The organism is Butyricimonas muris (assembly GCF_046365375.1).
Lineage (GTDB): Bacteria > Bacteroidota > Bacteroidia > Bacteroidales > Marinifilaceae > Butyricimonas > Butyricimonas muris.
On sequence record NZ_JBKEIT010000012.1, the window covers coordinates 44,879 to 71,380 of the forward strand.

The 26,502-nt window shown below is 43.9% G+C and carries 22 protein-coding genes; 12 read left to right on the forward strand and 10 right to left on the reverse strand.

Translation table 11 applies throughout. The features are described from left to right. Window positions 1–29: 29 nt before the first annotated feature. The 3 genes from ACK8P8_RS18150 to ACK8P8_RS18160 all read right to left on the reverse strand — a co-directional run bounded on the left by ACK8P8_RS18150 (window position 30) and on the right by ACK8P8_RS18160 (window position 6,509). On the reverse strand, window positions 30–3,320 hold the full coding sequence (locus ACK8P8_RS18150) for a golvesin C-terminal-like domain-containing protein (RefSeq protein ID WP_410026129.1): 3,291 nt from the start codon (window positions 3,318–3,320) through the stop codon (window positions 30–32). A 223-nt stretch (window positions 3,321–3,543) separates the two neighbouring features. Next, window positions 3,544–5,592 (reverse strand): golvesin C-terminal-like domain-containing protein, encoded by a 2,049-nt coding sequence (locus tag ACK8P8_RS18155; RefSeq protein WP_410026130.1) that lies wholly within the window; start codon window positions 5,590–5,592, stop codon window positions 3,544–3,546. After that, window positions 5,589–6,509, reverse strand: a complete 921-nt coding sequence (locus ACK8P8_RS18160) for an ABC transporter permease (RefSeq protein ID WP_410026131.1) — start codon at window positions 6,507–6,509, stop codon at window positions 5,589–5,591. Before ACK8P8_RS18160 ends, ACK8P8_RS18155 begins: the two co-directional genes overlap by 4 nt. Window positions 6,510–7,199: 690 nt before the next feature. On the opposite strand from ACK8P8_RS18160, the gene ACK8P8_RS18165 reads away from it, so the two are divergent. The 8 genes from ACK8P8_RS18165 (at window position 7,200) to ACK8P8_RS18200 (ending at window position 16,267) form a co-directional block, all read left to right on the forward strand. After that, a complete protein-coding gene (locus tag ACK8P8_RS18165) occupies window positions 7,200–8,006 on the forward strand; it encodes a M48 family metallopeptidase (protein ID WP_099290850.1) in 807 nt (268 codons plus the stop codon). 285 nt (window positions 8,007–8,291) lie between these two features. Next, window positions 8,292–9,761 (forward strand): cysteine--tRNA ligase, encoded by a 1,470-nt coding sequence (gene cysS / locus ACK8P8_RS18170; protein ID WP_410026132.1) that lies wholly within the window; start codon window positions 8,292–8,294, stop codon window positions 9,759–9,761. Between the two features lie 16 nt (window positions 9,762–9,777). Next, window positions 9,778–10,899: a glutaminyl-peptide cyclotransferase gene (locus ACK8P8_RS18175; RefSeq protein ID WP_292268007.1), complete on the forward strand. Its 1,122-nt coding sequence runs from the start codon at window positions 9,778–9,780 to the stop codon at window positions 10,897–10,899. A gap of 102 nt (window positions 10,900–11,001) precedes the next feature. Next, complete coding sequence (gene ung / locus ACK8P8_RS18180; RefSeq protein ID WP_099290853.1) at window positions 11,002–11,670, forward strand: uracil-DNA glycosylase; 669 nt, start codon at window positions 11,002–11,004, stop codon at window positions 11,668–11,670. A gap of 202 nt (window positions 11,671–11,872) precedes the next feature. Beyond that, window positions 11,873–12,868, forward strand: a complete 996-nt coding sequence (locus ACK8P8_RS18185) for a class II fructose-bisphosphate aldolase (protein ID WP_099290854.1) — start codon at window positions 11,873–11,875, stop codon at window positions 12,866–12,868. Between the two features lie 82 nt (window positions 12,869–12,950). Next, the gene (typA, locus tag ACK8P8_RS18190; RefSeq protein ID WP_099290855.1) at window positions 12,951–14,759 is read left to right on the forward strand and encodes a translational GTPase TypA; all 1,809 of its coding nucleotides are present in this window, start codon (window positions 12,951–12,953) and stop codon (window positions 14,757–14,759) included. A 100-nt stretch (window positions 14,760–14,859) separates the two neighbouring features. Beyond that, window positions 14,860–15,909: a winged helix DNA-binding domain-containing protein gene (locus ACK8P8_RS18195; RefSeq protein WP_303180293.1), complete on the forward strand. Its 1,050-nt coding sequence runs from the start codon at window positions 14,860–14,862 to the stop codon at window positions 15,907–15,909. A 79-nt stretch (window positions 15,910–15,988) separates the two neighbouring features. Next, window positions 15,989–16,267 carry a hypothetical protein gene (locus tag ACK8P8_RS18200; RefSeq protein WP_227215682.1) on the forward strand — a complete coding sequence of 93 codons (279 nt, stop codon included), beginning with the start codon at window positions 15,989–15,991 and terminating at the stop codon, window positions 16,265–16,267. On the opposite strand, the gene ACK8P8_RS18205 is transcribed toward ACK8P8_RS18200, so the two are convergent. Together ACK8P8_RS18205 and cobC are read right to left on the reverse strand one after the other, a co-directional pair. Then, complete coding sequence (locus ACK8P8_RS18205; RefSeq protein WP_227215683.1) at window positions 16,262–19,066, reverse strand: GAF domain-containing sensor histidine kinase; 2,805 nt, start codon at window positions 19,064–19,066, stop codon at window positions 16,262–16,264. The genes ACK8P8_RS18200 and ACK8P8_RS18205 overlap by 6 nt on opposite strands. Beyond that, on the reverse strand, window positions 19,063–19,590 hold the full coding sequence (gene cobC / locus ACK8P8_RS18210; RefSeq protein ID WP_303180297.1) for an alpha-ribazole phosphatase: 528 nt from the start codon (window positions 19,588–19,590) through the stop codon (window positions 19,063–19,065). The genes ACK8P8_RS18205 and cobC overlap by 4 nt, the downstream gene beginning before the upstream one ends. 105 nt (window positions 19,591–19,695) lie before the next feature. Here cobC and ACK8P8_RS18215 point away from each other — a divergent pair, with 105 nt between their 5' ends. Beyond that, entirely contained in the window at window positions 19,696–21,105 is a 1,410-nt protein-coding gene (locus ACK8P8_RS18215; RefSeq protein ID WP_410026133.1) for a WG repeat-containing protein, read from the forward strand. Between the two features lie 23 nt (window positions 21,106–21,128). Here ACK8P8_RS18215 and ACK8P8_RS18220 read toward each other — a convergent pair whose 3' ends face one another. From ACK8P8_RS18220 to ACK8P8_RS18240, 5 genes are all read right to left on the reverse strand, one after another. Further along, window positions 21,129–21,524 (reverse strand): YybH family protein, encoded by a 396-nt coding sequence (locus ACK8P8_RS18220; RefSeq protein WP_227215686.1) that lies wholly within the window; start codon window positions 21,522–21,524, stop codon window positions 21,129–21,131. 15 nt (window positions 21,525–21,539) lie between these two features. After that, complete coding sequence (gene cobS / locus ACK8P8_RS18225) at window positions 21,540–22,301, reverse strand: adenosylcobinamide-GDP ribazoletransferase (protein WP_099290860.1); 762 nt, start codon at window positions 22,299–22,301, stop codon at window positions 21,540–21,542. 112 nt (window positions 22,302–22,413) lie between these two features. Next, window positions 22,414–23,454 carry a nicotinate-nucleotide--dimethylbenzimidazole phosphoribosyltransferase gene (gene cobT, locus ACK8P8_RS18230; protein ID WP_186974522.1) on the reverse strand — a complete coding sequence of 347 codons (1,041 nt, stop codon included), beginning with the start codon at window positions 23,452–23,454 and terminating at the stop codon, window positions 22,414–22,416. 73 nt (window positions 23,455–23,527) lie between these two features. Then, window positions 23,528–24,040 (reverse strand): bifunctional adenosylcobinamide kinase/adenosylcobinamide-phosphate guanylyltransferase, encoded by a 513-nt coding sequence (locus ACK8P8_RS18235; RefSeq protein WP_227215819.1) that lies wholly within the window; start codon window positions 24,038–24,040, stop codon window positions 23,528–23,530. Between the two features lie 65 nt (window positions 24,041–24,105). Further along, window positions 24,106–24,495, reverse strand: coding sequence for a ribosomal maturation YjgA family protein (locus ACK8P8_RS18240; RefSeq protein WP_227215687.1), 390 nt, complete (start codon window positions 24,493–24,495; stop codon window positions 24,106–24,108). 147 nt (window positions 24,496–24,642) lie between these two features. Between ACK8P8_RS18240 and ACK8P8_RS18245 the strand changes: the two genes are divergently transcribed. The 3 genes from ACK8P8_RS18245 to ACK8P8_RS18255 all read left to right on the forward strand — a co-directional run bounded on the left by ACK8P8_RS18245 (window position 24,643) and on the right by ACK8P8_RS18255 (window position 26,493). Continuing rightward, window positions 24,643–25,137, forward strand: a complete 495-nt coding sequence (locus ACK8P8_RS18245; RefSeq protein WP_186974523.1) for a GNAT family N-acetyltransferase — start codon at window positions 24,643–24,645, stop codon at window positions 25,135–25,137. A gap of 202 nt (window positions 25,138–25,339) precedes the next feature. Further along, on the forward strand, window positions 25,340–25,861 hold the full coding sequence (locus ACK8P8_RS18250) for a histidine phosphatase family protein (RefSeq protein WP_186974968.1): 522 nt from the start codon (window positions 25,340–25,342) through the stop codon (window positions 25,859–25,861). 59 nt (window positions 25,862–25,920) lie between these two features. Beyond that, a complete protein-coding gene (locus ACK8P8_RS18255) occupies window positions 25,921–26,493 on the forward strand; it encodes a cob(I)yrinic acid a,c-diamide adenosyltransferase (protein WP_227215688.1) in 573 nt (190 codons plus the stop codon). Window positions 26,494–26,502 lie beyond the last annotated feature (9 nt).

The window sequence follows — 26,502 nt, forward strand, 5'->3', positions numbered from 1 at the left end:
CCTCGCTTTATTTCATTGTTTGTCTTCTATTACTCTACCCTCACCCACTTCACGGCATCCGCCACGAAACCCTCACCTATTGCTGATGGTGTTCCATCATCTATCGTCCTATCACTCAAAGTCACCTTTGCCTCTTTAGAAAAATCGAACACACCTAAAGATACCCAAGTCGCCTGTTCATGCTCACTTGGGGTGATCGTAACGTCATATTCATTTTCGCCATCGGAAACCGTGTAATAACGAACCTTCCCCGCCGTATTTTGCCCATATCCCCCCTCGAATAACTCCGCGTAGTAAAAGAAGACTTCATATTTCCCCTCTTGGGGCAAGACAATATTCCATTCCACTTTTTGCTTCCCGGTTCCGGGTATCTTGTATAATGCACTTCGGATAGGAAACCCGTAAAACCTTTCGCCTATTGTCGGGCACCACGCATCTATCCCCTTGAAATATTTATAATACTTCTCATCACTTTTCTCCTTTCGGAATAAAGAAGTAATAAAATTATCCTTTGCCTTCACGATCTTGAAACCGGGATCCTCGTTATCCACGATGATTTCATTCCCCTTCGTGAAAAACAAGGAAGTATCCACACAGAAAACCCCGGTTGTAGTGTCCACATCCTCTTCCTTCATTTCAACAATCTTCAATACAAATTTATCGGGAAGGTTCATTGCCAAAGGCATATCCAGATAAAAACCACGAGTAGCATAGACCATATTCTTTTCAGAACGGACACAGATTTCCCGACCTTCCCGGGGAGGAATAACCCACATCTGCCCCTCATCCGACAAAACAATTCCAGCGACCTCTCCCCTGTTAAACACCTTGAATTTGTACAACCCGTACATACCGTCATCCGTTCGTTTTACTTTTACCACCCGGGCATCCTGTATCTCGAACAAAGGTAACCGGTTTGCCGTGTACCAGCCTCGAACCAACGAGTCCAACGGGTACCCGAACGTTTGGTAAAACTGTTGAAAGAACTCTTCCACGGCAACCTCTTTGAATAAATGCTTTGCCAAAAAATCAACATAAAATTGCTGGAATTGCTTCTCTCCCACCTCCATCTTGATTCTGGTGTACAATTCCTTACTTTTTCGTTCAATGATGCTAGCAAGTATTTCCGGTGATAACGTTTTGTCTATCAAAGCCTCTTCCAAACTATGGCGACCTAAATACTTCATAGCCGGATAAGCCGCATCGGAACCATCCGCGAAAGCTTCCGCCATCCAAAAAAATCGGGCACGAGCCACTTGCCCCAAGACATCATGTATAATCGGACATTCCCGAGAGGAAATAAATGCGGTCTTTCCAAAGAACTGTGGCATTATATCACAACCTCCATCTAATATTGGTTTGACATCGTTACTCAATGTAGCGGGAATCATGTTTTCACCAATGACATCTTCCTCATTTGAAGACCTTTTTAACCTTTCCTTAAAAAATCCGTCCATATAAAATCCCTTTTCCGGGAAAAATACCATTCCTCCCTGCACTCGTTCCCCCGTCAACTGCATAATCCCGGGAAAACTGTAAAAATTACAAGGAACCTCCACCAAGGTAAACCAACGGTACGGGTATTGCTGCACCGGATCATAAACATTACTCTCGGCAAAACGTTTCGCCTTAAATTTAGCAGTTTGAATACACCCGTTCATTTCGAAATCGTTCGTTTTCAAATACATCAATTGATCTACCAGATCTTTCTCCGAAAAATCCGTATAATTCTCCAAAAGATAATCGTGCCCGGGTAAACAATAAAGCGTCAAGCGGGTAGAGTCCACCGTGATCTCCCGTTTCTTGTAATTTCCCAAGCACAAGCTAATTCCCGGCATATCGTGATGAAAAGTAAATATCGTTTCTCCTCCCCTCTCTTCAATCATGTTTCCCTGAGAAATAGCAACTAAGCGAGAATCATGTTCCACCCTTAACGAGTATCTCGTGAAATTCACATTCCGTACTCCCGTCACCCCATACGGTGGCACACAAACCGGATACCAAATACATTCCGGGGTAAGTAACTTGTACTCTTTTTCACAAAAGGCAGGTGCATACCCAAAACGATATATCCCGAAGCTATTCACCGACGAGGAATAATATTTCTCCCGATCAGTATCCATGAAACATATATCGTTTTCAATCCCTCCCTCGTAACGCATAGATATCTCAACCTTTTCTCCGGGATTCAACTTTTTCTCCGGGAGAATAGCTTGACGCTCCCTCTGGAAAGCAATAGCCTCCCCGTCTATTTCAAATGATACCACCTTCAAACCCGGATTCAAATATATCACAAGCGGAATAGTCTCAAGGGAACTATTCACCACAGACATCCGACTCGTCACCGAGATACCACCCCCTGAATCTTTCGCGTGTAAATCATTCCGTACAACTCTTGCAGCCGGGGTATTCCCGTATTCCTCATACACCGCTTTATACACATTCCTGTTATCTTCAGTCCTTCCATGTCGATACACATATACAAACGCCAAACTTCCCGCAACAAGAAAAACGACACAAGCGACACTAAAATTTCTCTTAAATACATACAAGTAATTAGGTATCCTAGGGTAAGGAATAATTGATAATACCAAACAACCTAATCCTACCACCAAGATAAAGCCTCTTTGTAATAGATAATTCTCTATCCCCACGTGTCCCGTGAAATCGGAAAACATATTGGGAATATTCCGGGCAAAAGGAGCAAACAAACCGTTTAGCCACCCCGCCCCCCAGTACGAGAGTATTCCCAACACCACGAGTAAAATCAACATACTCAACGCTTGCTGACGAACAAGCCGTGTCACGAGGTAAGAAATCCCGAGGAAAAATATCACCGTCGGCAGATTAAGTGTCACCCAATAAAACAAATAAACAGACAAATCAAAAGACTGTGGATAGAAAGCAAAGTTTATCAAAATCGAGATCGCAAACACCAAAAAATTCACTATGGTAAAAAGAAGTAACTTCCCCAAGAAATTTCCCAATACAATCTCCTCGTTATTCAACGACCGGACGTGTAACGGCTCCATACCGCTAAACTTGAATATTCTTAAATCGTTGGCAACAAACCCAACCACAAGAAACAACAGGACAATATTAAAAAAATAAGCCGTCTTATAAGCTATTGACGAAGGCAAAGCCTGCGAGAGCCAATCCACGGAAAAACTAAACAAACTTTTTATTCCACCGGACAAGGGAGTAAACTGACAAATAACAATTCCGACAATAGCCAAAATGACCAAGATTCGAAAAAGGATATTCCTACGAGCACTCTTGAACCCGTACACGGCTTCGGTAAAAATGTTACTTTTGTTCATGATATACTTCCCCAATTTTTAGAACTATCAATATTTATTCAACAACTTACCACTATGTTTCTCTTGAACTTACGTCATAATAATCCCAACCATCTATCAAAGCTAACAATATCTTTCCAAAGATACGCTACAATGCCGCATTTTCAAAATATTATCATTCGTTTTTAGCTTCAATACTTTATTTATCATTTCAATTCTCTTCAAAAATCATTATCAACACACATTATTCCACCCTCACCCACTTCACGGCATCCGCCACAAGCGTTTGCTGTATCTCGCTATCCGGAACTCTATCACTCAATGTTACTTTCGCCTTACGGGAAAAATCATACACGCCTAAAGAAACCCAACTTCCATCATCTTCTTCCGTTAAAGTAGGAGTTACCTCGTATTCTTTTTTACCATCGAAAACCGAGTAATAACGTGAAAGTTCCTTCACCTGCGGCCCCCACCCTTTCCAGTTCCACAAGTATTCCGTGTAATAAAAGAACACCTCATATTTCCCCTCTTGCGGTAAAACAACATTCCATTCCACTTTTTGTTTTCCAGAACCGGCACCATATAAGGCTGCTTTATATAACGCACTTCGGATAGGGAAACCATAAAAACTTTTACTAATCACCGGCAACCAAGCGTCCTCAATGAAAATATTATAATACCTTTTATCATTTTCCCCTTTTTGAAATAAAGACGTGATGAAATTATCTTTCGCCTTCACGAGCCGGAAACCAGAATCCTCGTTATCAACGATAATCTCCTCCTTCTCCTTCTTCGTGTAAAATAAAGAAGTATCCACTTGAAAGACCCTCGTCGTGGTATCTACCTGACTCATTTCTATTTCCTTTAAGTACATTACCGACGGAATATTTTGAGCCAAAGGCATCTCCAAATAGGGGTTAGCTCCGTTATAAGGGAAACCGACATGAATCTCCATTGCCATCCGAGGCGGAATAACCCATCCTTGAGCTTTGTCCCACATGATAATCCCTGCCACGTCACCCTTGTTAAACACTTTGAATTCATACATCCTATACAACACATCGTCCGTTTTCTTGACCTCAATTACTCGAGCATCGCGTACATCTAATATAGCCAATCGATTCGTGTTATAGCAATTTTCCACCAACGAATCCAAACGAAAATCAAATGTTTGAGAAAATTGCTCGAAAAAATCTTCCAACGCCACCTCCTTGAAAAGATATTTCCCTAAAAAATCGACATAAAATTGTCGAAATTGTTCCTTTCCTACCTGCAACGCAATATAAGCACGCAATTCCTTACATTTTTTACGAATAATACTTTGAAGAATTTCCGGTTCCAACGTACTATCCCCCAAGGCATCCTTCAAACTAGCGTGTTTCAAATATTCAATAGCGCCATAATCAGCCATGTAATCCCTGCTGTCATCCATTATCCCCTCCTCCCGAGCCACACGCATTAACACATCATGTATCAACGGGTATTCACGAGAATAAATAAACGTTGTTTTCCCCACGAGTTGGGGCTTTATATCACAACTTCCTTTCCCTATGCTCTCCCTAATCTCACTACTTAACTTCATGCCTACCCTCGTATCCCAATCTTTTGTTTCATCTTCAAAAACCTTTCCCGGGTAATTCTTTATCGAAAACCCTTTTTCGGGCAAAAAAACCATTCCCCCCTGCACACGCTCCCCCGACAATTGCATCAAACTAGGGAAACTGTAAAAACCACAAGGCACCTCCACCAATGTCAACCAACGATAAGGATATTGTTGCGTCGGATCATAGTTCCTTTTTCTTCCAGAAAACTTCCGAGTTCTAATGCACCCGGAGAGCTCAAAAGTATTACTCTTCGCGTACGCCAATTCGTCCAACAAACATTCTTTCGAGAAATGTTCGTATTCTTCAAGAAGATAATCATGACGGGGAAAATAATAAAGAGCCATTCGAGTTGAATCCACCGTTATTTCACGCCTCTCGTAATTACCCACGCATAAGCTAATGCCCGGCATATTATGCTCGAACGCGAATATCGTCACCCCCTCTTTCTCTTGAACAGTACTCCCCTGAGATATAGCCTTTAAACGGGGCTCGTGTTCTACCTGCAAAGAATAGCGGGAAAAATTCACGCCACGCAAACCGGATACCCCGTAAGGCGGTACGCAAACCGGATACCACATACACTCCGGTGTAAACAACTTGTAATCCCGCTCGCAAAAAGCAGGAACATTCCCGAAATAATATATACCATAATTATTTATCGTTTCGGAATAATATCTTTCAGGAATCACATCAAGAAAACATATATCCTTCTCGATCCCCCCTCGTACCGAAGCAACACTTCCGCCATTTCCCCCGCTTCCAATTTTTTATCCGTGACAATAGCTTGTTGTTTCCTTTGGAAATCGACACGATTTCCGTCTATTTCAAGGGATAAAATCTTTAAATCCGGGTTCAAATACATGACAAGCGGTAGCGGCACCGGTGCTCTATTCTCGACAATCAGCCGGCTCGTCACGGATATCCCGTTTTCTTCAAGAGCCTTCACCTGCAAATCATTCTGCACGACCTTTACCCCGGTGAATTTTTCATATTCCGAATAAATACGCTTGTATTTCTCCCGATTGTTTCCGACGCTATTATACAAAGACATATACCACAATCCCAAACATGCGGCAAATACAAAAATCACACAAACACGCCCCGACACACTCCTATACCCGAACACACGATTCGGAATCCTCGGGTAAGGAATAATTGATAGCAACAAACAACTTATCCCCGTCAAAAAGATAAAACTCCTTTGTAACAAATAGTTCCCCATGCCGACGTGTCCCGTGAAATCAGAAAACATATTGGGAATATGTCGGGCACAAGGCTCGAATAAACCATTCAACCACCCCGCTCCCCAAAAAATAAGCCCCCAAAAGAACACAGATAAAATTACAAAACTTAACGCTTGCTGACGCACAACTCGAATCACGAAAAAAGACACCCCGAGAAAAAAGACCAACGCCGGCAAATTAAGGGTCAACCAATAAAAAAGATAGATGCCGAAATCAAAAGCATGCGGATAAAAAGTCGCGTTAATTAAAATCGAGATTCCCAAGGTCAAAAAATTTACCAACGTGAAAAGTAACAGTTTTCCCAAAAAGTTCCCCAACACAATTTCTTCATTACTAAACGGTCTGACTCGAATCGATTCCATACCGCTAAACTTGCAAGATCTCAAATCATTACTAACAAATGCGATTACAAGCAATAATTGTATAATATTTAAAAAATAAGCCGTCCTGTAAGCCATCGACGAAGGCAAGGCTTGTGATATCCACCCCACGTAAGAATGATACTGATAATTTATCACATAATCCTCTCCAAACAACGGAATAAATTGACAAAACACACTCCCACAGACAACTAAAATAACAACAATTCGGAAAAGGGCACTTCGATACCCATTTTTAACCCCGTATAAAGCCTCTGTAAAAATATTATTCCTGTCCATAAGCCGTCCCTCATTCCTATTATAAATAAATTTCCAAACTAACTCATTCTTCTACTATTTTCAAATAACATTCTTTCAAAGATATGGCTAAATAACCGAACATCCAACAATAATATCTTTATTTTATTAATATTTTTATTATATCATTTACTCATTTTTACTCCTGCATACACCAAAGCAAACTATTCTGCATTCAAATATTTTCCACCCCATTCACCTTTTAGCCATACATGCCACAAAAACACAATAAGATTATTCTAAACTTACCACATATGCTTATTTCAAATCAAACTCACATTAACGATAAATTATTTCGTATATTTGCATTCAAATACCAAATTCATCGACCGATGAATTAATCGCCGACGAATTTGCATAATGATTGGCTAGAATATGAAAACATTAATTTCACGTATCGCATTACCGGTAATAATACTGTTACTTTTCGCGCAATGCGCCACCGTACCTATCACGGGGCGTCGTCAGCTTATCCTTTTCCCCGAAAACGAAATGGTATCCATGAGCCTAACCTCATACAGTAGCTTTTTAAAGGAAAACAAACTATCCACTGACGCAGTAAACAAAAAACGCATCAAAGACGTGGGGGCACGAATCTCGAAAGCGGTAGAACAATATCTTGCCGCTAACGGCATGCAGGATCAGATCGCCAACTTTCAATGGGAATTTAACCTTGTTGCCAGCAACGAACCGAATGCGTGGTGCATGCCGGGCGGGAAAGTCGTGTTTTACGAGGGCATCCTTCCCTATTGCAAGACGGACGCAGGGATAGCGGTCGTCATGGGACACGAGATCGCTCACGCCGTGGCACATCACAGCAACGAGCGAATGAGCCAGCAAACCTTGCTACAATACGGTCAAGCTGCCGCAACGGAAATTCTCGGGCACGACCAATCCGATACACGCAAAGCATTGCTCGCTGCGGCAATCGGCATGGGCACGAATTTAGGCGTCACTCTGCCCTTCTCCCGGAAACACGAGTATGAAGCCGATCGCTTGGGCTTGATCTTCATGACCATGGCAGGCTACGATCCTAACGAGGCTGTGGCATTCTGGAGTAGAATGGCAAGCTCGGGAAGTGCCAAACAACCCGAATTTCTCTCTACCCATCCCGCTGACCAAAACCGTATCGCGAAATTGAAGGCCACGATCCCCGAGGCATTGAAATATAAACCTCAATAAACCCCGGGCTACCCGAAGGCTACCCCTTCCTGCCCCCATGGACGTAGCATGAACGTAGCACGAACGTAGCATCATCGACGGGAAGCGAATATGCTGGCAAGTTGCTACATTTATGTTGTCATCATAAGAGCGGGAAGAGGTAGGCAATCCATCACGGACATAGGAAGGAAGACAGGAAATCGGGCAATAATTCACGATTTTCTTCATTTTCAATTTTCAATTTTCAATTTTCAATTATAAAATTCATACTTTTGTTGAATCATATCAATATAGTACTTTAGAATTATGGAAAACAAGTTGACGATATACAACACGCTAAGTCGAAAGAAAGAGTTGTTTGAACCGTTGAACCCCCCGTTCGTGGGGTTATATGTCTGCGGGCCTACCGTGTACGGGGACGCACATTTAGGACACGCCCGCCCGGGCATCACGTTCGACTTGTTGTTTCGTTATCTCAAATATTTAGGTTATCGGGTGAGATACGTCCGCAATATCACGGACGTGGGACACCTCGTGAATGACGAGGATGACGGAGAAGACAAGATCGCGAAGAAAGCAAAGCTGGAACAGTTGGAACCCATGGAAGTCGTGCAATTGTACACGAACCGTTATCACAAGAACATGGAACAACTGAACACGCTCCCTCCCAGTATAGAGCCTCACGCGTCGGGACATATCATCGAACAGCAGGAATTAATCAAAACCCTGATTGACAAAGGATATGCCTACGAGAGCGAAGGGAATATCTATTTCGACGTGGAGCGTTACAGTAAAAAATACCATTACGGGATTCTTTCCGGACGAAAAATAGACGAGTTACTAGTAAATACAAGACAACTCAGCGGACAGGAAGAAAAACGGAACTCCGTGGATTTCGCCCTATGGAAAAAAGCGACTCCCGAACATATTATGCGCTGGCCTTCCCCGTGGGGAGTGGGCTTCCCGGGGTGGCATCTGGAATGTTCCTGCATGAGCCAGAAATACCTTGGCAACACGTTTGACATTCACGGGGGCGGTCTTGACCTGCAATTCCCTCATCACGAGTGCGAGATCGCGCAAAGCACTGCCGCGCAAGGACATCCTGCCGTGAGATACTGGATGCATAACAATATGGTAACGATCAACGGACAGAAAATGGGTAAATCACTCGGCAATTTCATTACCTTGGATCAACTCTTTGTCGGAGATAATGCCGTTTTGGAACAAGCCTACTCGCCCATGACCGTGCGTTTCTTTATCCTTCAAGCTCACTACCGTAGTCCGCTTGACTTCTCGAACGAAGCACTGAAAGCGGCAGAAAAAGGATACGAGCGCCTGATGTCCGCCATCGTGCAATTGCATAAATTGAAAGCATCAAACGAGAATACCGTGGATGTAAAAACATTACGGGACAATTGTTTCAATGCCATGAACGACGACTTGAACACGCCCATTCTAATCGCACACTTGTTCGACGGGGTACGCGTGATTAACTCTATCGCCGCCGGAAATGAAAAAATAGATGCCGAAAACCTGCAAATCTTAACGGAATTATTTGACAGTTTCGTGTTCGACATCCTCGGATTGAAGGGTGAAATGGATTCCAGCGCCAGCAATCAAGCCCTTGGCAAGGTAATCGACGCCATGATGAATGTCAGAAAGGCGGCACGGGCAAACAAAGATTGGGCAACTTCGGATAAAATCAGGGACGAATTGAAGAATGCCGGGATTCAGATCAAGGACACGAAGGACGGTTACGAATGGGAACTAGAATAATTCAACGATGCATATTATGACTTCTTGCTACTATTACATATTATTATCCATTCTTCTGGTTGCTGCCTGTCAGGGGACAAATAAAGCCAAAAACACCGGGGACACGGCTGTTTCTTCCACCACGGAAGAAGCACGCGGCACGGGTCCGAAATACGTGAAAAGCGTACAATTTGTCTATCCCATGAAAGGTGATACCTGTCAATTTAACCAAGAGTTGAAAATAGTGTACGCCAATAACAAACGCTACAAGATCGACTCGGCACACCTTTTTTTTAACCAGAAAAAGATTGCCACGCTTGACAGTACCACGAAAGAATACATATTCAAGCTCCCGAAAGAAAAGTGCGGTACGAACACGCTGAAAGTTATCGCCTTCCACCCGAATAGCAAGCAAGGAGTCGCCACCCAGTCATTTATCGTGAAGCCGGATAAAGCACCGAAAAGACTGAATTACAAATTAGTCAAGACATATAACCACGCGACAGACGCCTCGACCCAAGGTTTGGTCTACATCGACGGAATCATGTACGAGGGAACCGGGATAAAAGGTCAGTCCACGCTACGCAAGATTGATTTGGAAAGCAACAAAACGTTAGCATCCCTGAGCTTGGATGCCCGTTATTTCGGGGAAGGAATCACCGTGTACAAGGATAAAATTTATCAACTCACGTGGACATCCAAAAAAGCGTTCGTGTACGATTTGGCAACCTTCACGTTATTGACCACCTTCGACTATTCCATGCAGGAAGGTTGGGGACTTACCACCATGGGTGACAAACTCGTCATGAGCGACGGGACACACCGTTTGTATCACCTAGACCCGGAACTGTTCACCGTGATAAAAACAGTAGAGGTTTACGATAGCAAAGGTCCGGTCACCAACCTGAATGAATTGGAATATATCAACGGTTTTATCTGGGCAAACGAATGGCTCACGGATCGCATCGTGATTATCGACCCGGAAACAGGGGAAGTAACAGAAGAACTATTGTTACCGAATATGCTGACTCCCGCGGAGAAAGCCAAGTTAGACGAAAACGACGACGTGTTGAACGGTATCGCTTACAATGAAAAGAAGGGCACGATTTACGTTACCGGAAAACACTGGCCGAAATTATTTGAGATAAAAACTTACTAATTTTAAATTTTAGATTTTAAATTTTAAATTGCAATCAAGAGCGTTCGCCTCGTGCAGTGGGAATCTAAAATCTAAAATCATTAAATCTAAAATTTTAAAGTTATGGTTGACGTGAAAATCGAGCCCTCTTGGAAGGAATTATTAAAAGATGAATTTGAAAAGCCTTATTTTTCAGAATTGATTCGATTCGTGAAACAAGAATATAGCACCACGAAAATATACCCTCCCGGCAAACTCATTTTTAACGCTTTCGACCACTGTCCTGCCGACCGGACAAAGGTTGTCATTCTAGGACAAGATCCTTATCATGGGCCCGGACAGGCACACGGGCTTTGTTTTTCCGTACCCGAGGGAATCGAGCAACCACCCTCTTTGCAAAATATCTTCAAAGAGATACAAAACGACTTGGGTACCCCTATTCCTACCTCGGGAAATCTGGAACGCTGGGCAGAACAAGGAGTACTCCTGCTCAACGCCACGTTGACCGTGAGGGCACATCAAGCCGGCTCGCATCAGAACAAAGGTTGGGAAACATTCACGGACGCCGTTATCAGAGTCATCGCGGAGCGTAAAGACAATCTGGTATTTTTCCTCTGGGGATCATACGCGCAACGTAAAGGTGCTTTCATCGACACGAACCGTCATCTGGTATTAAAATCCGTCCACCCTTCCCCCTTATCGGCAAACCGGGGCGGTTGGTTCGGTAACCACCAATTCAGCCGGGCGAATGATTATTTGAAATCACACGGGCTGCAAGAAATAGAGTGGTAAACCACTCTATTTTTTTGTCCGTGTGACTTCAACCTACGACTCTGCAACTTGTAACTTGCAGAGCCGTAGGCTCAACCCGCAACTTGAAAATTCAAAGAATTTTCAATCTCCGCAAACGTTTGAAATTTTTCTCTCATTTCCTTGTGAAAGTCTGTTTTTAATATATAACTTTGATGCACGAAATATAAACAACATATCAGCTATGGTTAATTACAAAGACTTAGGACTGGTTAATTCCAGAGAAATGTTCAAGAAAGCAATGGAAGGCAAATACGCTATCCCGGCTTTCAATTTCAATAACATGGAGCAAATGCAGGCTATCATCGGTGCTTGCGTGGAAACGAAATCACCTGTTATCTTACAAGTATCAAGCGGTGCGCGTAAATACGCCAATCAAACGCTTCTACGCTACATGGCACAAGGAGCGGTAGAATACGCTAAAGAATTAGGATGTAATATCCCCATCTGTCTTCACCTTGACCATGGCGATACATACGAATTGTGCGTTTCCTGTATCGAGATGGGTTTCTCGTCCGTGATGATTGACGGTTCAGCCCTCCCGTATGAAGAAAACGTGGCACTCACCAAAAAAGTAGTAGAGTACGCTCATAAATATGACGTTACCGTGGAAGGAGAGCTCGGGGTATTGGCAGGAATCGAGGACGACGTGGTTGCCGCCGCGAGCGTGTACACCAGCCCGGATTTAGTGGAAGATTTCGTGAAGAAAACGGGTGTTGACTCGTTAGCTATTTCCATCGGTACCTCTCACGGGGCGAATAAATTCAAACCGGAACAATGTACCCGCAATGCTGACGGTATATTAGTACCCCCTCCATTACGTTTTGACATACTGGAAGAAATCGAAAGAAGAATCCCCGGATTCCCCATCGTTCTTCACGGTTCATCATCCGTTCCGCAAGATCAAGTTGCCAAGATCAACAAATACGGCGGTGCGTTGAAAGACGCGGTAGGTATCCCGGAAGAACAATTACGTAAAGCAGCCACTTCCGCTGTCTGCAAAATCAATATCGACTCGGATGGTCGTCTTGCCATGACCGCAGCCGTTCGCGAAGTGTTCGCCAACAAACCGGCAGAGTTCGATCCCCGCAAATATTTGGGACCAGCAAGAGATGCTTTAAAAGAATTATACAAGCACAAAACCATTAACGTTTTGGGAAGTGCCAACAGGGTAGAATAAAAAAAGGGGCTCAATGAGCCCCTTTTCTATGAAAAAAACACTACCTTTGCGCCCTATTTGGATTTAATACCATAGGAGCAAAATGCAGAAAATTAGAAACATCGCGATTATCGCACACGTTGACCACGGAAAAACAACTTTGGTTGACAAGATGATCTTTCAAGGAAACCTTTTCAGAGAAAAAGAAAACACGGGAGATTTAATCCTTGACAACAATGACTTAGAAAGAGAGAGAGGAATTACCATTCTGGCAAAGAACGTTTCAGTTCATTACAAAGATTACAAGATAAATATTATTGATACCCCCGGACATGCCGACTTTGGTGGAGAAGTGGAGCGGGTATTAAATATGGCTGACGGAGTTTTATTGTTAGTTGATGCTTTCGAGGGAACGATGCCGCAAACACGCTTTGTGCTTCAAAAAGCTCTCGCGTTAGGTAAAAAACCGATTGTAGTTGTAAACAAAGTTGACAAAACAAATTGCCGCCCGGACTTCGTGTACGAGCAAGTGTTCGACTTGATGTTCTCGTTGGATGCCACCGAAGAACAATTGGATTTCACGGTTGTTTACGGTAGCGCGAAACAAGGTTGGATGTCCACGGATTGGCGCAAACCGACAACAGACATCACTTCATTGCTGGACGCTATCATCAAAGATATTCCCGCCCCGAAAGTACAGGAAGGGACACCCCAAATGTTAATCACTTCTTTGGAGTATTCTTCATACGTGGGACGGATTGCCATCGGTAAATTAACCCGGGGCACGTTGAAATCCGGTATGCCCGTCACGCTTTGCAAAAGAGACGGCGTCACCAAAATAAAAACCCGTATTAAAGATCTGATGACCTTCGAAGGGATGGGCAAACAGAAAGTGGAAGAAGTTGAATGTGGAGAAATTTGTGCACTCGTGGGAATCGAAGGCTTTGAGATCGGGGACACCATCGCGGACTTCGAGAACCCGGAAGCTCTTGCACCCATCGCCATTGACGAACCGACCATGAGTATGTTGTTCACGATCAATGACTCGCCATTCTTCGGACGGGACGGAAAATTCGTGACTTCCCGCCATATCAAAGACCGTTTAGACCGGGAATTGGAAAAAAACCTTGCTTTACGAATTGAGCCGGGGCAATCAGCCGATTCATTTATTGTATTCGGGCGAGGCGTCCTTCATTTGAGCGTATTGATCGAAACCATGCGCCGCGAAGGTTATGAATTACAAGTCGGACAACCGAAAGTAATCATCAAGGAAATCAACGGCGTGAAATGTGAACCCGTGGAAGAATTAACCATCGACCTCCCGGAAGAGGTTTCCGGTAAAGCCATCGAGATGGTCAACCGCCGCAAAGGAACCATGACAAACATGGAACACCGTGACGAACGGGTACACCTGACTTTTGATATCCCTTCCAGAGGCATCATCGGTTTAAGAAGTAACTTGCTGACCGCTACCGCGGGAGAAGCTGTCATGGCACATCGTCTGAAAGGTTTCGAGCCCTACGCCGGAGATATCGAGATGCGCATCAACGGGTCGCTGATTGCCATGGAAACAGGAGATTCATTTGCCTACGCGATCAACAAATTGCAGGATAGAGGTAAATTCTTCATTACCCCGGGCGACGAAGTATATGCCGGACAAGTAATCGGCGAAAGTTCACGTCAAGACGATATTGTTATCAACGTCTGCAAATCCAAGAAATTAACGAATATGCGTGCCAGCGGTTCGGACGAGAAAACGAACATCGCTCCCCCGGTATTATTCAGCTTGGAAGAAGCACTGGAATATATCAAAGAAGACGAATACGTGGAAGTCACCCCTAAAGCCATGCGTCTTCGCAAGATTTACTTGGACGAAAACGAACGTAAAAGAAGAAGTAAAACGATAGAATAGTTCATAAGGTTTATAAAGTATATAAGTTTTTTCAGTAAGATGCTTGTGGCGGTAAAGACTTTATGAACTTTATAAACCTTATAATTTTACAAACCCACATATGTTGACAAACATCCGTCTGCAATGCCAACAATTGATAAATTCACGATTCGAAACACCGAAAGAACTCGTGACATGGATGGGTGCGATACAAGCTCAAAACTACCCGATGGTAAAATGGGCTATCGGAATAAGACTAAAATCAGGTTCTTTATCTGTCGTTGAAGAGGCTCTACAAAAAGGAGAAATCATCCGTACCCATGTCATGCGTCCCACGTGGCACATTGTCGCGGCAGAAGATTTACGCTGGATGCTGAAACTATGCAAACAACGTAATATAGCAGCATTCAAGTCATGGTGCAGCCAAATAAATATCGGCGAGAAAGAATATCAAAAATGTAAACAGGACATAGAGAAAATTCTTGAAGGCAAGAGCCTAACCAAGGAAGAACTGGAGAAAACTCTTGTGCAAATGAGCCATAGCGGTAATCCCATATTCTTGAAATATTGTTTGAACCGCTCTGAATCGGAAGGTATCATTTGCAGCGGTGTTGATAGGAAACAAAAACCGACTTACGCTCTCTTGGAAGAACGTATTCCCCCCGTAAAAGAGCTACACAAAGAAGAAGCTCTGGCTAAATTAGCTACCTATTATTTCAGAAGCCATTCTCCTGCCAGCCTAGAAGATTTCACTTGGTGGTCCGGTTTGCTCATCTCGGAAGCCAAACAAGCGATAGAAACCATCAAATCGGAGTTGCACGTGGAAAAATACGGCTCTTTCGAGTTACACGTGCATGAATCCTGCTCTAACGCACCTTCCATGCGACCACAACTTCATCTCTTGCCTTCCTATGACGAATACCTCATCAGCTATAAAGAGCGAGGCACAGTGATAGACCCCGTTCACCACCCGAAAGCATTCTCTAACAATGGCATATTCTATCCCGTCATCTTGTATAACGGCAGAATTGTCGGGAATTGGAAAAAGATTGCTCAAAGAAGCCAGATAAAAATAGAAACCACTTTCTTTGAACGTCAACCGAAAATCGAAAAAGCATTGCTTGAGGATGCAATTGAAAGATACCGGGAATTCTACAACACACGGGAATAAGTGCAATTTCACGTGATTGATATCTAAAATTAATTTCATACCTTTACAGAAATATAATTACGTACTAAACCACAAGGCCATGAAAACAGAAAAGGAATCTTCCGATAATGACATCATTGCTTCCACGGAAAAGAAGCTGCGGAATGTACGCACGTGTCTGTATATATTAATCTTGGCCGCAATCGCTAAATTTGCCATGACGGACTTCTACGAGTCCAGTTTCCGCACGTGGCTCAACGTCGCAATACTATTTCTAATCGTTTTCCTTGTACTTGCCGTCGAGAAAGGATTGCGCAAAAAACTCCGTGCAGAAAAAAAGAAAGCAGAGAACAGTGCATACGAACACTCCTCTCTATAATCTCGGCACGGTAAACCAGAACGTGGAACCTCGTCCCTCTTCCGATTTTACACCAATCTGCCCTTTCCATTTCTCCACGATAGTGGAACATATTGAAAGTCCCAGTCCCGTACCTTGTTTGAAAGAATCCAATTTCACGAAACGCTGAAAGATAGACTCCTGTTTCTCCCGCGGTATTCCGGTACCTGTATCCTCGACAAAGAAATACACGTCATTCTCCCGGACTTCATACCCGAAATAAATATGTCCTTTCGCGGTAAATTTCAAGGCATTATTCAAATAATTACATATCACTTGACTCAACCGGTTTTTATCGACAAACAAAAACTGCAATCCGGTATGTTTACTCACAAACTCAACATTCACATTTTCCCTGACTTTCATCTTATACAATGCCTCGATGCCCGACAAAAGTAACTCCAAATCCACTTTCTCCGGGACAAAATCCAACACTCCGGCTTCAATTTTCGACAGATCGAGAATATCGTTTATCAACTGCAACAATAAATCCGTGTTCGTCCGTATCAACTTGATATACTCGTCCCTCTCCTCTTTTTCCACCTCCTCGTCCGTGGTAAGCAACTCGGAAAAACCGACGATAGCATTCAAGGGAGTCCGTATCTCGTGCGACATATTGGCAATAAAAGCAGATTTCAAACGGTCGGACTCTTCGGCCTTCGCCCTCGCCTCCACCAGTACCGTATTATCAATCCAAACCATCATATACCCGAGAGTATTATCAACCTCATCTTTCAGTTCTTTCACGTGAACCGTGAAATAACAGGAAGAAACCCGACGGGAATAAATCCCGTACGCCTCTTTCCATGCCTTGGGTGAGAACACGTAATCCATTACCAGTTGTCCCGTTCCGTCCAGCACTTTCCAACGCTCATCGGAAAGGAAACGAAGAGAATAGAGAGATAGTCCCAACAAGTCTTTTTTGTTCATGATTCCCGTCGCCTCGAGGAAACACTCGTTCACTTCCTGCAAAACCCCTTTAGCGTCAAAAAGGCATATCGCCAAGGATGTATTGCGATAAAGATAACCGAAACGCAATTCACTCTCTTTTTGAAGTATTTCCGAACGATAGTGGGACATGCCAATGCATAAAACATGCGACAACGTGCTGAGATACAATTTATCCTGTTCCGTCCACACCTTCTTTTCCCGCACGAAATCGACACCCACGAATCCCCATGTACGATTGTTCGAATGTAAAGGAGCCACGAGAATAGACTGAATACCCTGATTCGCCAGTATCTGCCACTCCTCCTCCGGTATGCTTCCGCGGGTAGCCTCTAAATCATCCACGGCAAGCAACTCATTCTGCCATACCATGGAATAAAAATTTCCCGAGTTTGCCAAAAGTATATGTTGCAAGTATTCTTTTTGAGGTTCAATACCTTCCGCCACAATCTCGTACGTGTTGTCACAATATTGCCCGGAACGGTCCAGTTCGAATATATACGCCCGGTCGGCATTATATTCCTCCAACATCCGTAACAACATTTGATTCACCGCTTCAGCTTCGGTTTTCTCCTGTAAAAAAGTTTCCAGCGTCTCCGAAACATGAAGCTGGTTCTCCAAAGAACTCTTCAAACTCTCGCTTAACTTCCGTTGCCACTTCAAATAGTTCTTTGTCCGGTAAAAATAGAAACCGATCATTACCGCCAAGACAAAAACCAACGAACCGATCAACGCATTTAGCAGTACTCTCCTGTTCTCTTCCCAGAAAGAAAGAGGAACGTTGAAATAAGTTACCGGTTCTCCCACGACTGCCGGATCCAAGTTATACTTCACGACCAAACTCTTGTTCAGATGCGCCCCGAAATCATCACTGGCATTGTGTAACGGTATATCTTCCGGCTCAGCCCCATGCAACAGTTCGACGGCAATTCCGGCTAACCGTTGCCCGTAATTCATGGACGAATAATAATAACCACCTATAAAATCGTCGCCTTTCCCGCCCCAATCGGAAAGAGAAAACACAGGCTGCCCCACCAGCGCGAGAATGTTGTCGTTCATTCTCTCGAAATCATTCGTCTGTCCGGTAACATCCTGCAACCATGACGCGTACACGATACCCGTGTGTTCCGGTAATTGTCGTAAACGCCGCAACAAAGAATCCGTCGTGAGGAAACGACCGTCCAACGGTATATAATTCAATTCCGGATGCTCTCCCGGGATAAACTTCTGGGCAAGTAAAGAGGCAAATATCCCGTAAAAACAATTATCCCCGATAAGGGCAACATTCTTCGTATCCGGGAACAATCGTTTCATCATATGTATCGTCTTATTCACCCCCACGCGCTCCGTCAATCCTGTCGCGTTATACCGCTTGCACAAATCGGCCGTTGCCACGAAATCATTCGCGGACAAATGTTGTTTGTCACAGTAACGGTCAAAATCCATTCCCCAATCCTTGACCCCGCCAAGCAGTACTTTTACATCCCCCCATTCCCCGGAATAGGCTTTCCGGTAAGCCATCCAAGCCCCGTCGGCTATCAGTACGACAATTTTAGGAGGACGGGAAGCATGATTCCGAATAATCATCCTCATCCTCTCCAACCATATTTCAGAGGAAGAAAACCTGTCGCAATTCAGATACTCGCTATACACTTTAACCCTTCCTTCCACTCTTCCCACCTCGTCACGAAAAGTATTCTCTATCATCTTCGGCCAAGGATAGCGACTACTATACGAACTAATCAATAGAATATATTCATCCTCTTTTTCTTTCTGTTCACCAAAAAGATTCACCGTGAATAACAGGCATAAAACAATAACAATATTTCTCATATTGTAATCCTGATTTGAGATCCGTAATCCACATCGTCCGTGAAAGCTTGATTAAAATTATACTTCCCGGCATAAATCAATGCCGCCCGGATTGTTCCCCCGTGAGTGAACACGCAGACACTCCGGCTTTTCGTTTCTTTCAAATCATCCATGAAACTTGAAACCCGGTTGTATTGTTGTAAAAAACTTTCAGCCCCTCCCGCCGGCATACTTAACCAATCGTCATACCACTCCTGCAACCGGGGATCCTGAATCTCGTCCCAACGCTGTCCTTCCCAACTCCCGAAATTCAATTCTCTCAATCGCTCGTCCAACAGCATATTCTCGTACCCGCAATAAAGAGCCAGTTTACGACACCTTTGCAAAGGACTCGAATAAATAGCGTCAAACTCATGCTTTAATAATGCCAACCGTACACGCTCCGCCTCTTCTTCAAACGAAGAAGCCACATCCACATCCGTATTCCCGTAACACATGCCCGGCACGACATTTACTTTCGTATGTCTTACCAAAATTACTTCCATAATACAATCTTTCACTTTGTAAAAATCGTCTTTTTTTTCCTATCCTGCTAGAATTTTGCCAATTAATTTATATTTTTGATTCGATTAGAAGTAAATCTAACTACAATGAAAAGTTCTATTTTATTTATACTAAGCGTTTGTTACATAGTAATTGTATGTTCATGCCAAAATAATTACAACTTCACGGGATATGCCCACCAGCTTGCCAACGGTAAATGGGGATTCATCAACGAGAAGGGGGAAGAAATCATTTCCTACAAATATGACCACGCTCTTGACTTCCAAGAAGGTTTGGCGGCTGTCAAAATGGGCAGCAAATACGGGTACATCAATATGTCCGGCGATATCGTTATCCCGTTGAAATACGATGCCGCAGAATCTTTCCAAAACAACGTGGCAAAAGTCTATTTCAACCGCTGCCAAGGAATTATCACGACTACCGGCGAAGAAATTATTCCCTGCCTGTATGATGAAATCGAATTTCCGGGAGAAGACACAATTATCAAAGCGAAAAAACTGAATAAATACGGCTATATCACCCTTACCGATCAAACCGTTATTCCCTTCCTGTACGACGACATCGAAGAGTTCGATTCTACAGGTATCGCTCTCGCGAAACGGGAACAAAAATTCGGGTTCATCAACAAAAAAGGGAAAGAAATCCTTCCTTGCCAATACGATAAAATCCGTAAATTCGGTCCGATTCTATACCTCACGACACAAGATTCCCTTCATGGACTTCTCGATATAGACAGGAAAGAAATTCTTCCCTGCCAATATACCTCCCTCACGCTATGCGACGGGAGAGTGAATCTATTCAAGGGCAAACTGATACGCGTGGAACGGGACAATAAATTCGGGCTTATGAGCGGGGACGGCAGGGAACTGACCGAATGTAAATATGACCGGATAGAAGACTTCCAGAATTACGAAACCGCTCCCGTCAAACGAAACGGGAAATACGGGTACATGAATCGTTCCGGAAGAGAAATCGTCCCTGCCGAGTACGAGGATATTCAAGATTTCGGGAACGGACTATTTCGCGTGAAAAAAAGTCAAAAATACGGGCTTGTCGATAGTTCGGGCAACGAATTACTCTCTTGTATTTACGAATCCGTCGGGAAATTGGGAGGTAACCTGTACCGCATTTCTCAAAACAAACACTTCGGCATGGTCAACATCAGGGGTGAAGTCATGCTTCCATGTAAATACAAAGACATCTATTGGCTAAGTCTGGACCTCGGACGCCTGCTCGTCATGGATGACGAATTCATGGTCGGCTTACGAAATAGCGAAGGCAAAGAACTTATTCCTTGCAAGTACACCTATATCGGAGAATTTACCCCCGAGGGATACGCTATTGTCAGGCATCAAAACACAGAGGGCTATATCAACACGGACGGAAAAGAGATTGTTCCCTGCAAGTACAAAACCGTCTACCCGATCGGAGAAGACGGCACCTTGCAAGTTCAACAAACAGACGGACACATTATCCGAATCAAAATAGAGAACTAAATATCAATCCTTAAACTTGATCTTCAAGAATTGAAGACCTTATCAGGCTGAACAAAAGACCAATGTGTGTGTATTATTTTCCACTGATTGGACGGGTTCAATTTATAAACTTCCGTGCAATTCATTCTGAATACCCTACCCTCCCGATGAGCCTCATAGTTATAAGTCAGAACAGCTACTCCCGGAGATACCTGCACAACAGGATTTATCATTTTATACAAGTCGATTTTAATCTTCCCCCTGACATGAGCATAGTATTCTTCCAAGGCTCTTTTACCCTCCAGTTTATTCTCGAAAGCAGGATCGAAATAAACGACATCATCAGAAGACAACTCGATAAACCCGTCGGGATTCCCGTTATTCCATAACTCTAAAGCTTGTTTTTCCAAAGCTATAATTGTAGTCTTAATATCAGTCATAAAATTAATATGTATCTAAAACAAAAATTGATAGCGACACCAGATCACGAGTACTCCCAAGTAAAATACCTGTTCGATAATCAAGACGGAAGCCCCGCAACAATCGCCGGTATAGCCTCCTATCTTTGCCTTAAAGAAGAAGCGTAGAGCAACAGCCGCCAATATAGCGGGAACCACTGCCCAACAGAATGACGCATCTTTTAGAAAAAAGAAGGGAATCATCGTGATAGCCCCCACGAGAACAAAAATAAGTATTCGTACCTTACTGTAAATCACCTTTGTTTTACTCTCTTCTTCCTTGCGGACATAAGATAACGTGTTTATCATTACCGCTGTACACAATTTGGAAAAACAATCGGCGGCTATCACGATAGGAAAAATCATCGCGGGGTCGAAACTCGATAATAAAACATAATACAACATGAAATAAAGCACCAAACCTATGGTCCCGTAACACCCGATATGGGAATCTTTCATAATTGCCAGAATCTTCTCTTTAGAAGTTCCTCCCCCAAAGCCGTCAAAGAAATCTGCTAACCCGTCCTCGTGCAAAGCCCCAGTCAATAATATTCTGGCTATAATCGCCAACACACAAGCCACCCCCAACGGCAACACCTGTGCCGCCAACCACAGCACACCGCCGGTTGTCGCCCCCGTCAAAAATCCCACCAACGGCCAGAACTTAATCACATCCGCAAAATAGCGTTTATCCACGTTGACCAATCTCCATAATGGTAAACGCGTAAACATCATCACTGCCGCCAAAAGAGAACGCATAGTAATTTTAGATTTTAGATTTTAGATTCCAGCCGCACGAACCAACGCTTATTCTGTGATTTCAGATTCCGTGATTCACTCTCATTTTCAATTTTCAACTTTCAATTTTCAATTATTTAAAGTACTTCGTCACCGCCGCAGACTTAAAAGAAGCCATTTCGTTTATCATGTTCACGGCTGAAACCAGTAAAGGATAAGCACAGATTGCCCCGGTTCCCTCCCCCAAGCGTAAACCAAGATTCAACAGAGGTTCCGCCTTCAGGTAATCCAGCACAAGTTTATGCCCGCACTCGTCGCCCTGATGCCCGTAGATACAATAATCCGTCAATGCCGGATACAAAGCCCGTCCCGCCAACACACAATTCGTCATGATAAAACCGTCCACGATAATAATCATCCCCAATTCGGCAGCCCGAAGCATTCCTCCCACGGCAGCCAGCATCTCGAATCCGCCGAAATAACGAAGAATATCTTTAGCAGAACCGTCACCCTTGTAATTCTCCATGCAGCGACGCAAGACATTGTACTTGTGTTCCACACCTTCACGTGACAACCCGCTACCCGCTCCCACGCAATCCGATAAAGGAATCCCCGTCAAGTAAGTCATCCACAGGGAAGAAGTTGAAGTATTCGCGATTCCCATCTCCCCGAAACTCACCACATTCGTCCCCTCAGCATACACCATATCCACGATCTCCGCGCCAATCTCTATTGCCCGGTCAAACTCCTCTTCAGTCATGGCTGCCTCGTGCAAATAATTCGAAGTGATCTTCCGAATCTTCCGGTCAATCAATCCTTCCATAGGCCCAAAATCACAGTTCACCCCACAATCCACCAACTTAATCCCGAAACCGTGTTGACGGGCAAACATATTCACCCCGGCGCCCCCTTTGATGAAATTGGATATCATCTGTGCCGTCACCTCGGGAGCGGAAAAACTAACCCCTTCCGTCACGATACCATGATCTGCGGCAAAAATGATATTCTGCGGTTTTCTCAACTCCGGGGAAAGAGTTTGCTGTATCAAACCGATTTGAGCCGCAACCTTCTCCAACAATCCCAACGACCCTTTCGGTTTCGTCAAATTATTTATCTTATCAATCAAATCAGGCAAAATCGCCTTATCCGTTTCTTTTATAACAAAACTTCTCATACAATTAAAAATTGAAAATTGAAAATTGAAAATGCACGCGCACTTCCGATATTCAATTCGGATTATATTTTATTTACTTCACTCTCATGGCAATACCGGACACCATCAACACCACCTCATCGGCTGCACGACCGATATACTGGTTCACCCATCCCTGCAAATCCGTGAAACGGCGCTGCACGGGATCAACAGCTATTCCCCCCATCCCAATCTCGTTGGTCACGAATATAAACGTCGCCTCTTGCCGGGTAAACCGGTCGAACTCTTCTTTTATCTCTTCCAACGATTTATCCACGTCCGAATCATTATCAAAAAAGAAATTCGTGCTCCACAAAGTCACACAATCAATGACAACCACTCTCCCCCGCACGTCACATTTACTTATAAACTTCTCCTCTTCCAGATTCGTCCATTGCGCTCCCCGGTCTTGTTGATGACGCTTTACCCGCTCTTTAAATTCCTCGTCCCACACCCTTGAAGTAGCCAGATAAACCGGTTTTTCGGACAAATGCAACGCTAATTCTTGTGCGTACCTGCTTTTCCCGGAACGCTGTCCGCCCGTAACCAATATTAGTTTTCTTTTCATCATAGCGACAAATTTCTCTGTTTTTTCAAGAAATTCAAAACATTATTCCGGAAAATATAAAACATTTATTTTCGCCCCCATCCCGGCAAGGAATCCCCCCAAAATCCAAGAGTCACTCCCACCGTATAGCACGCGATATCACTCCACAGGAAACCGAAACCCAAAACCAACCCTCCCAACGTCGTCGCCCGGATAGAGTCTATCCAAGGTGCATGATATAACTGACTAACCTCTATCAAGTAAGAAAAGCTCAACGCAACACCAAAAGACGCACTTTTTTTCAAACTCACGAACAACAACCGGCAACCGAAATACACCATCATCGCCCAAAGCACATCCCCGACATACATTCTCACGAAGTCGATCGAGCAGATACTCGTCTTCCGGGAAAGCAATCCCAACACAACAATCCCCAATGTCAATAATAAATATCTTAACCGCACACTTTTCTCCATATTACATCTTTTCATTTCCTTCCGGGAAACACCGAAAGACTTAACAAGACAACAAATCTCTCTATTTTTTCAAGAAAAGCAAAGTATTACCCCGAAAAATATACAATATTTTCTATAACTTTGACCAAACCAATATCCTGAATCACAATGAACATCACATTTGAAAAACTAGGAAATACACACCAGAAAGAGGTTATGGACATCTTCAATTACTACGTTGAAAACAGTTTCGCGGCCTTTTCCGAAACCCGATTGCCGGACATCTTCTTTGAAAAAATAATGGAGAAAATACAAGACTATCCCGCCTACGCCATAAAAGATTCAGACACGGGAGCCATCGCGGGGTTCTGCTATTTAAGTGCTTATCACCCGTTCCCCACGTTCAAACACACGGCACAAATCAGTTATTTTATCCTCCCCCATTACACGCATGCCGGGGCAGGCAAAATGAGTCTGGATATACTGGAAACCGACGCGAAAAAACGGGGTATCCGGACAATCCTCGCCGACATTTCATCCAAGAATCCTCAAAGCATATCGTTTCACGAGAAATACGGGTTTAAACGTTGCGCGCAACTTGAAAAAGTGGGACATAAATTCGGGGAAGACTTCGACGTCATTATCATGCAGAAAGAACTGTAATCCTTGGGTTATCCCACGGTAATCCTACCTCATGGTGCTTACACCCCACATTTCACCCGCTTACACCTCCACCGGAAAAGGGCAAAATAACGGTGCAACAAGAGAGTTGTAAGCGTGTAAAGGTAGTATTACAGTAGAATCACCCCGGGAATACCGTGAGAAATGAAATTGTTTACTATTTTTGTATCGTGGATAATAAAAAATAGTGATGATTGAACTTATACTCTCCCGACATGGGGAAACACTGGAAAATCAACAACATATCCTGCAAGGACAACTTCCCGGCACACTCTCCCCTTTGGGCAAAGCGCAAGCGGAGAATCTGGCGGAAGACTTAAAGGATGAACAACTTGACGCTGTCGTGTGCAGTGATTTGGCACGAAGCTATGATACCGCACTCGCCGTGGCAAAACATCACGGACTAACACCCTTGCAAACTCCCTTATTACGGGAAATGGATTGGGGGGTATATACCGGGAAGCAATTGGACGATGTCGATTGGCTACATCTTCCCCCCAGCGTGGAATCCGTCGAGGCTCTCTTTCAACGTGCCATCGACTTTATCCATTACCTGCAAGAGAACTTCCCGAATCAACGCATCGTCGCCATCGGTCACGGGGCATTCAACCGGGCTATCATCGCATACCTTGAAGGGAAACGCCCTATCGACATGATAGACCTCCCTATCATGGAAAACACAACCCGGGTTTATTATAAAATATAAACAATAATCGAGAATTGGAAATCCCATTTTCAATTTTCAACTTTCAATTTTCAATTATTATGAGGATATACACGAAAGGAGGAGATAAAGGAACCACCGGAATACACGGGGGTAGCCGGGTAGATAAAGATGACATCCGCATCGAGGCAAACGGAACGCTCGACGAACTGAACGCGTCGCTAGGTGTCATCCGGGCTCTTTTGAACGAAGAGGACGAACGCCAAGAAGTATTAGCGTACCTTCAACGCTCGTTAATGATTGTCATGTCACAAGTGGCAACCCCTTCCGCTATCCGGACACAGAACCCGAACAAACTCCCGGAGGCTCTGGATACATTTTGCGAGCAACAAATTGACCGGATGAATAACGAAATGCAACATCCCTCTACACATTTCGTGCTACCGGGCGGAACCATGATTTCAGCCCAATGCCACGTGGCACGCACCATCGCCCGGAGAGCCGAAAGACGTTTATGGACACTAAACCGTACAGACGAAGTCCCCCCCCTCATCCTCCGCTTCATGAATCGCCTGTCCGATTTACTTTTCACCATGGCACGCTGGGATATGGATAAAGAAGGCTCGGAAGAGGAAAAATGGAAAGCTTTTCTTTACAAGAAAAAAAGCAATTGAAAGTTGAAA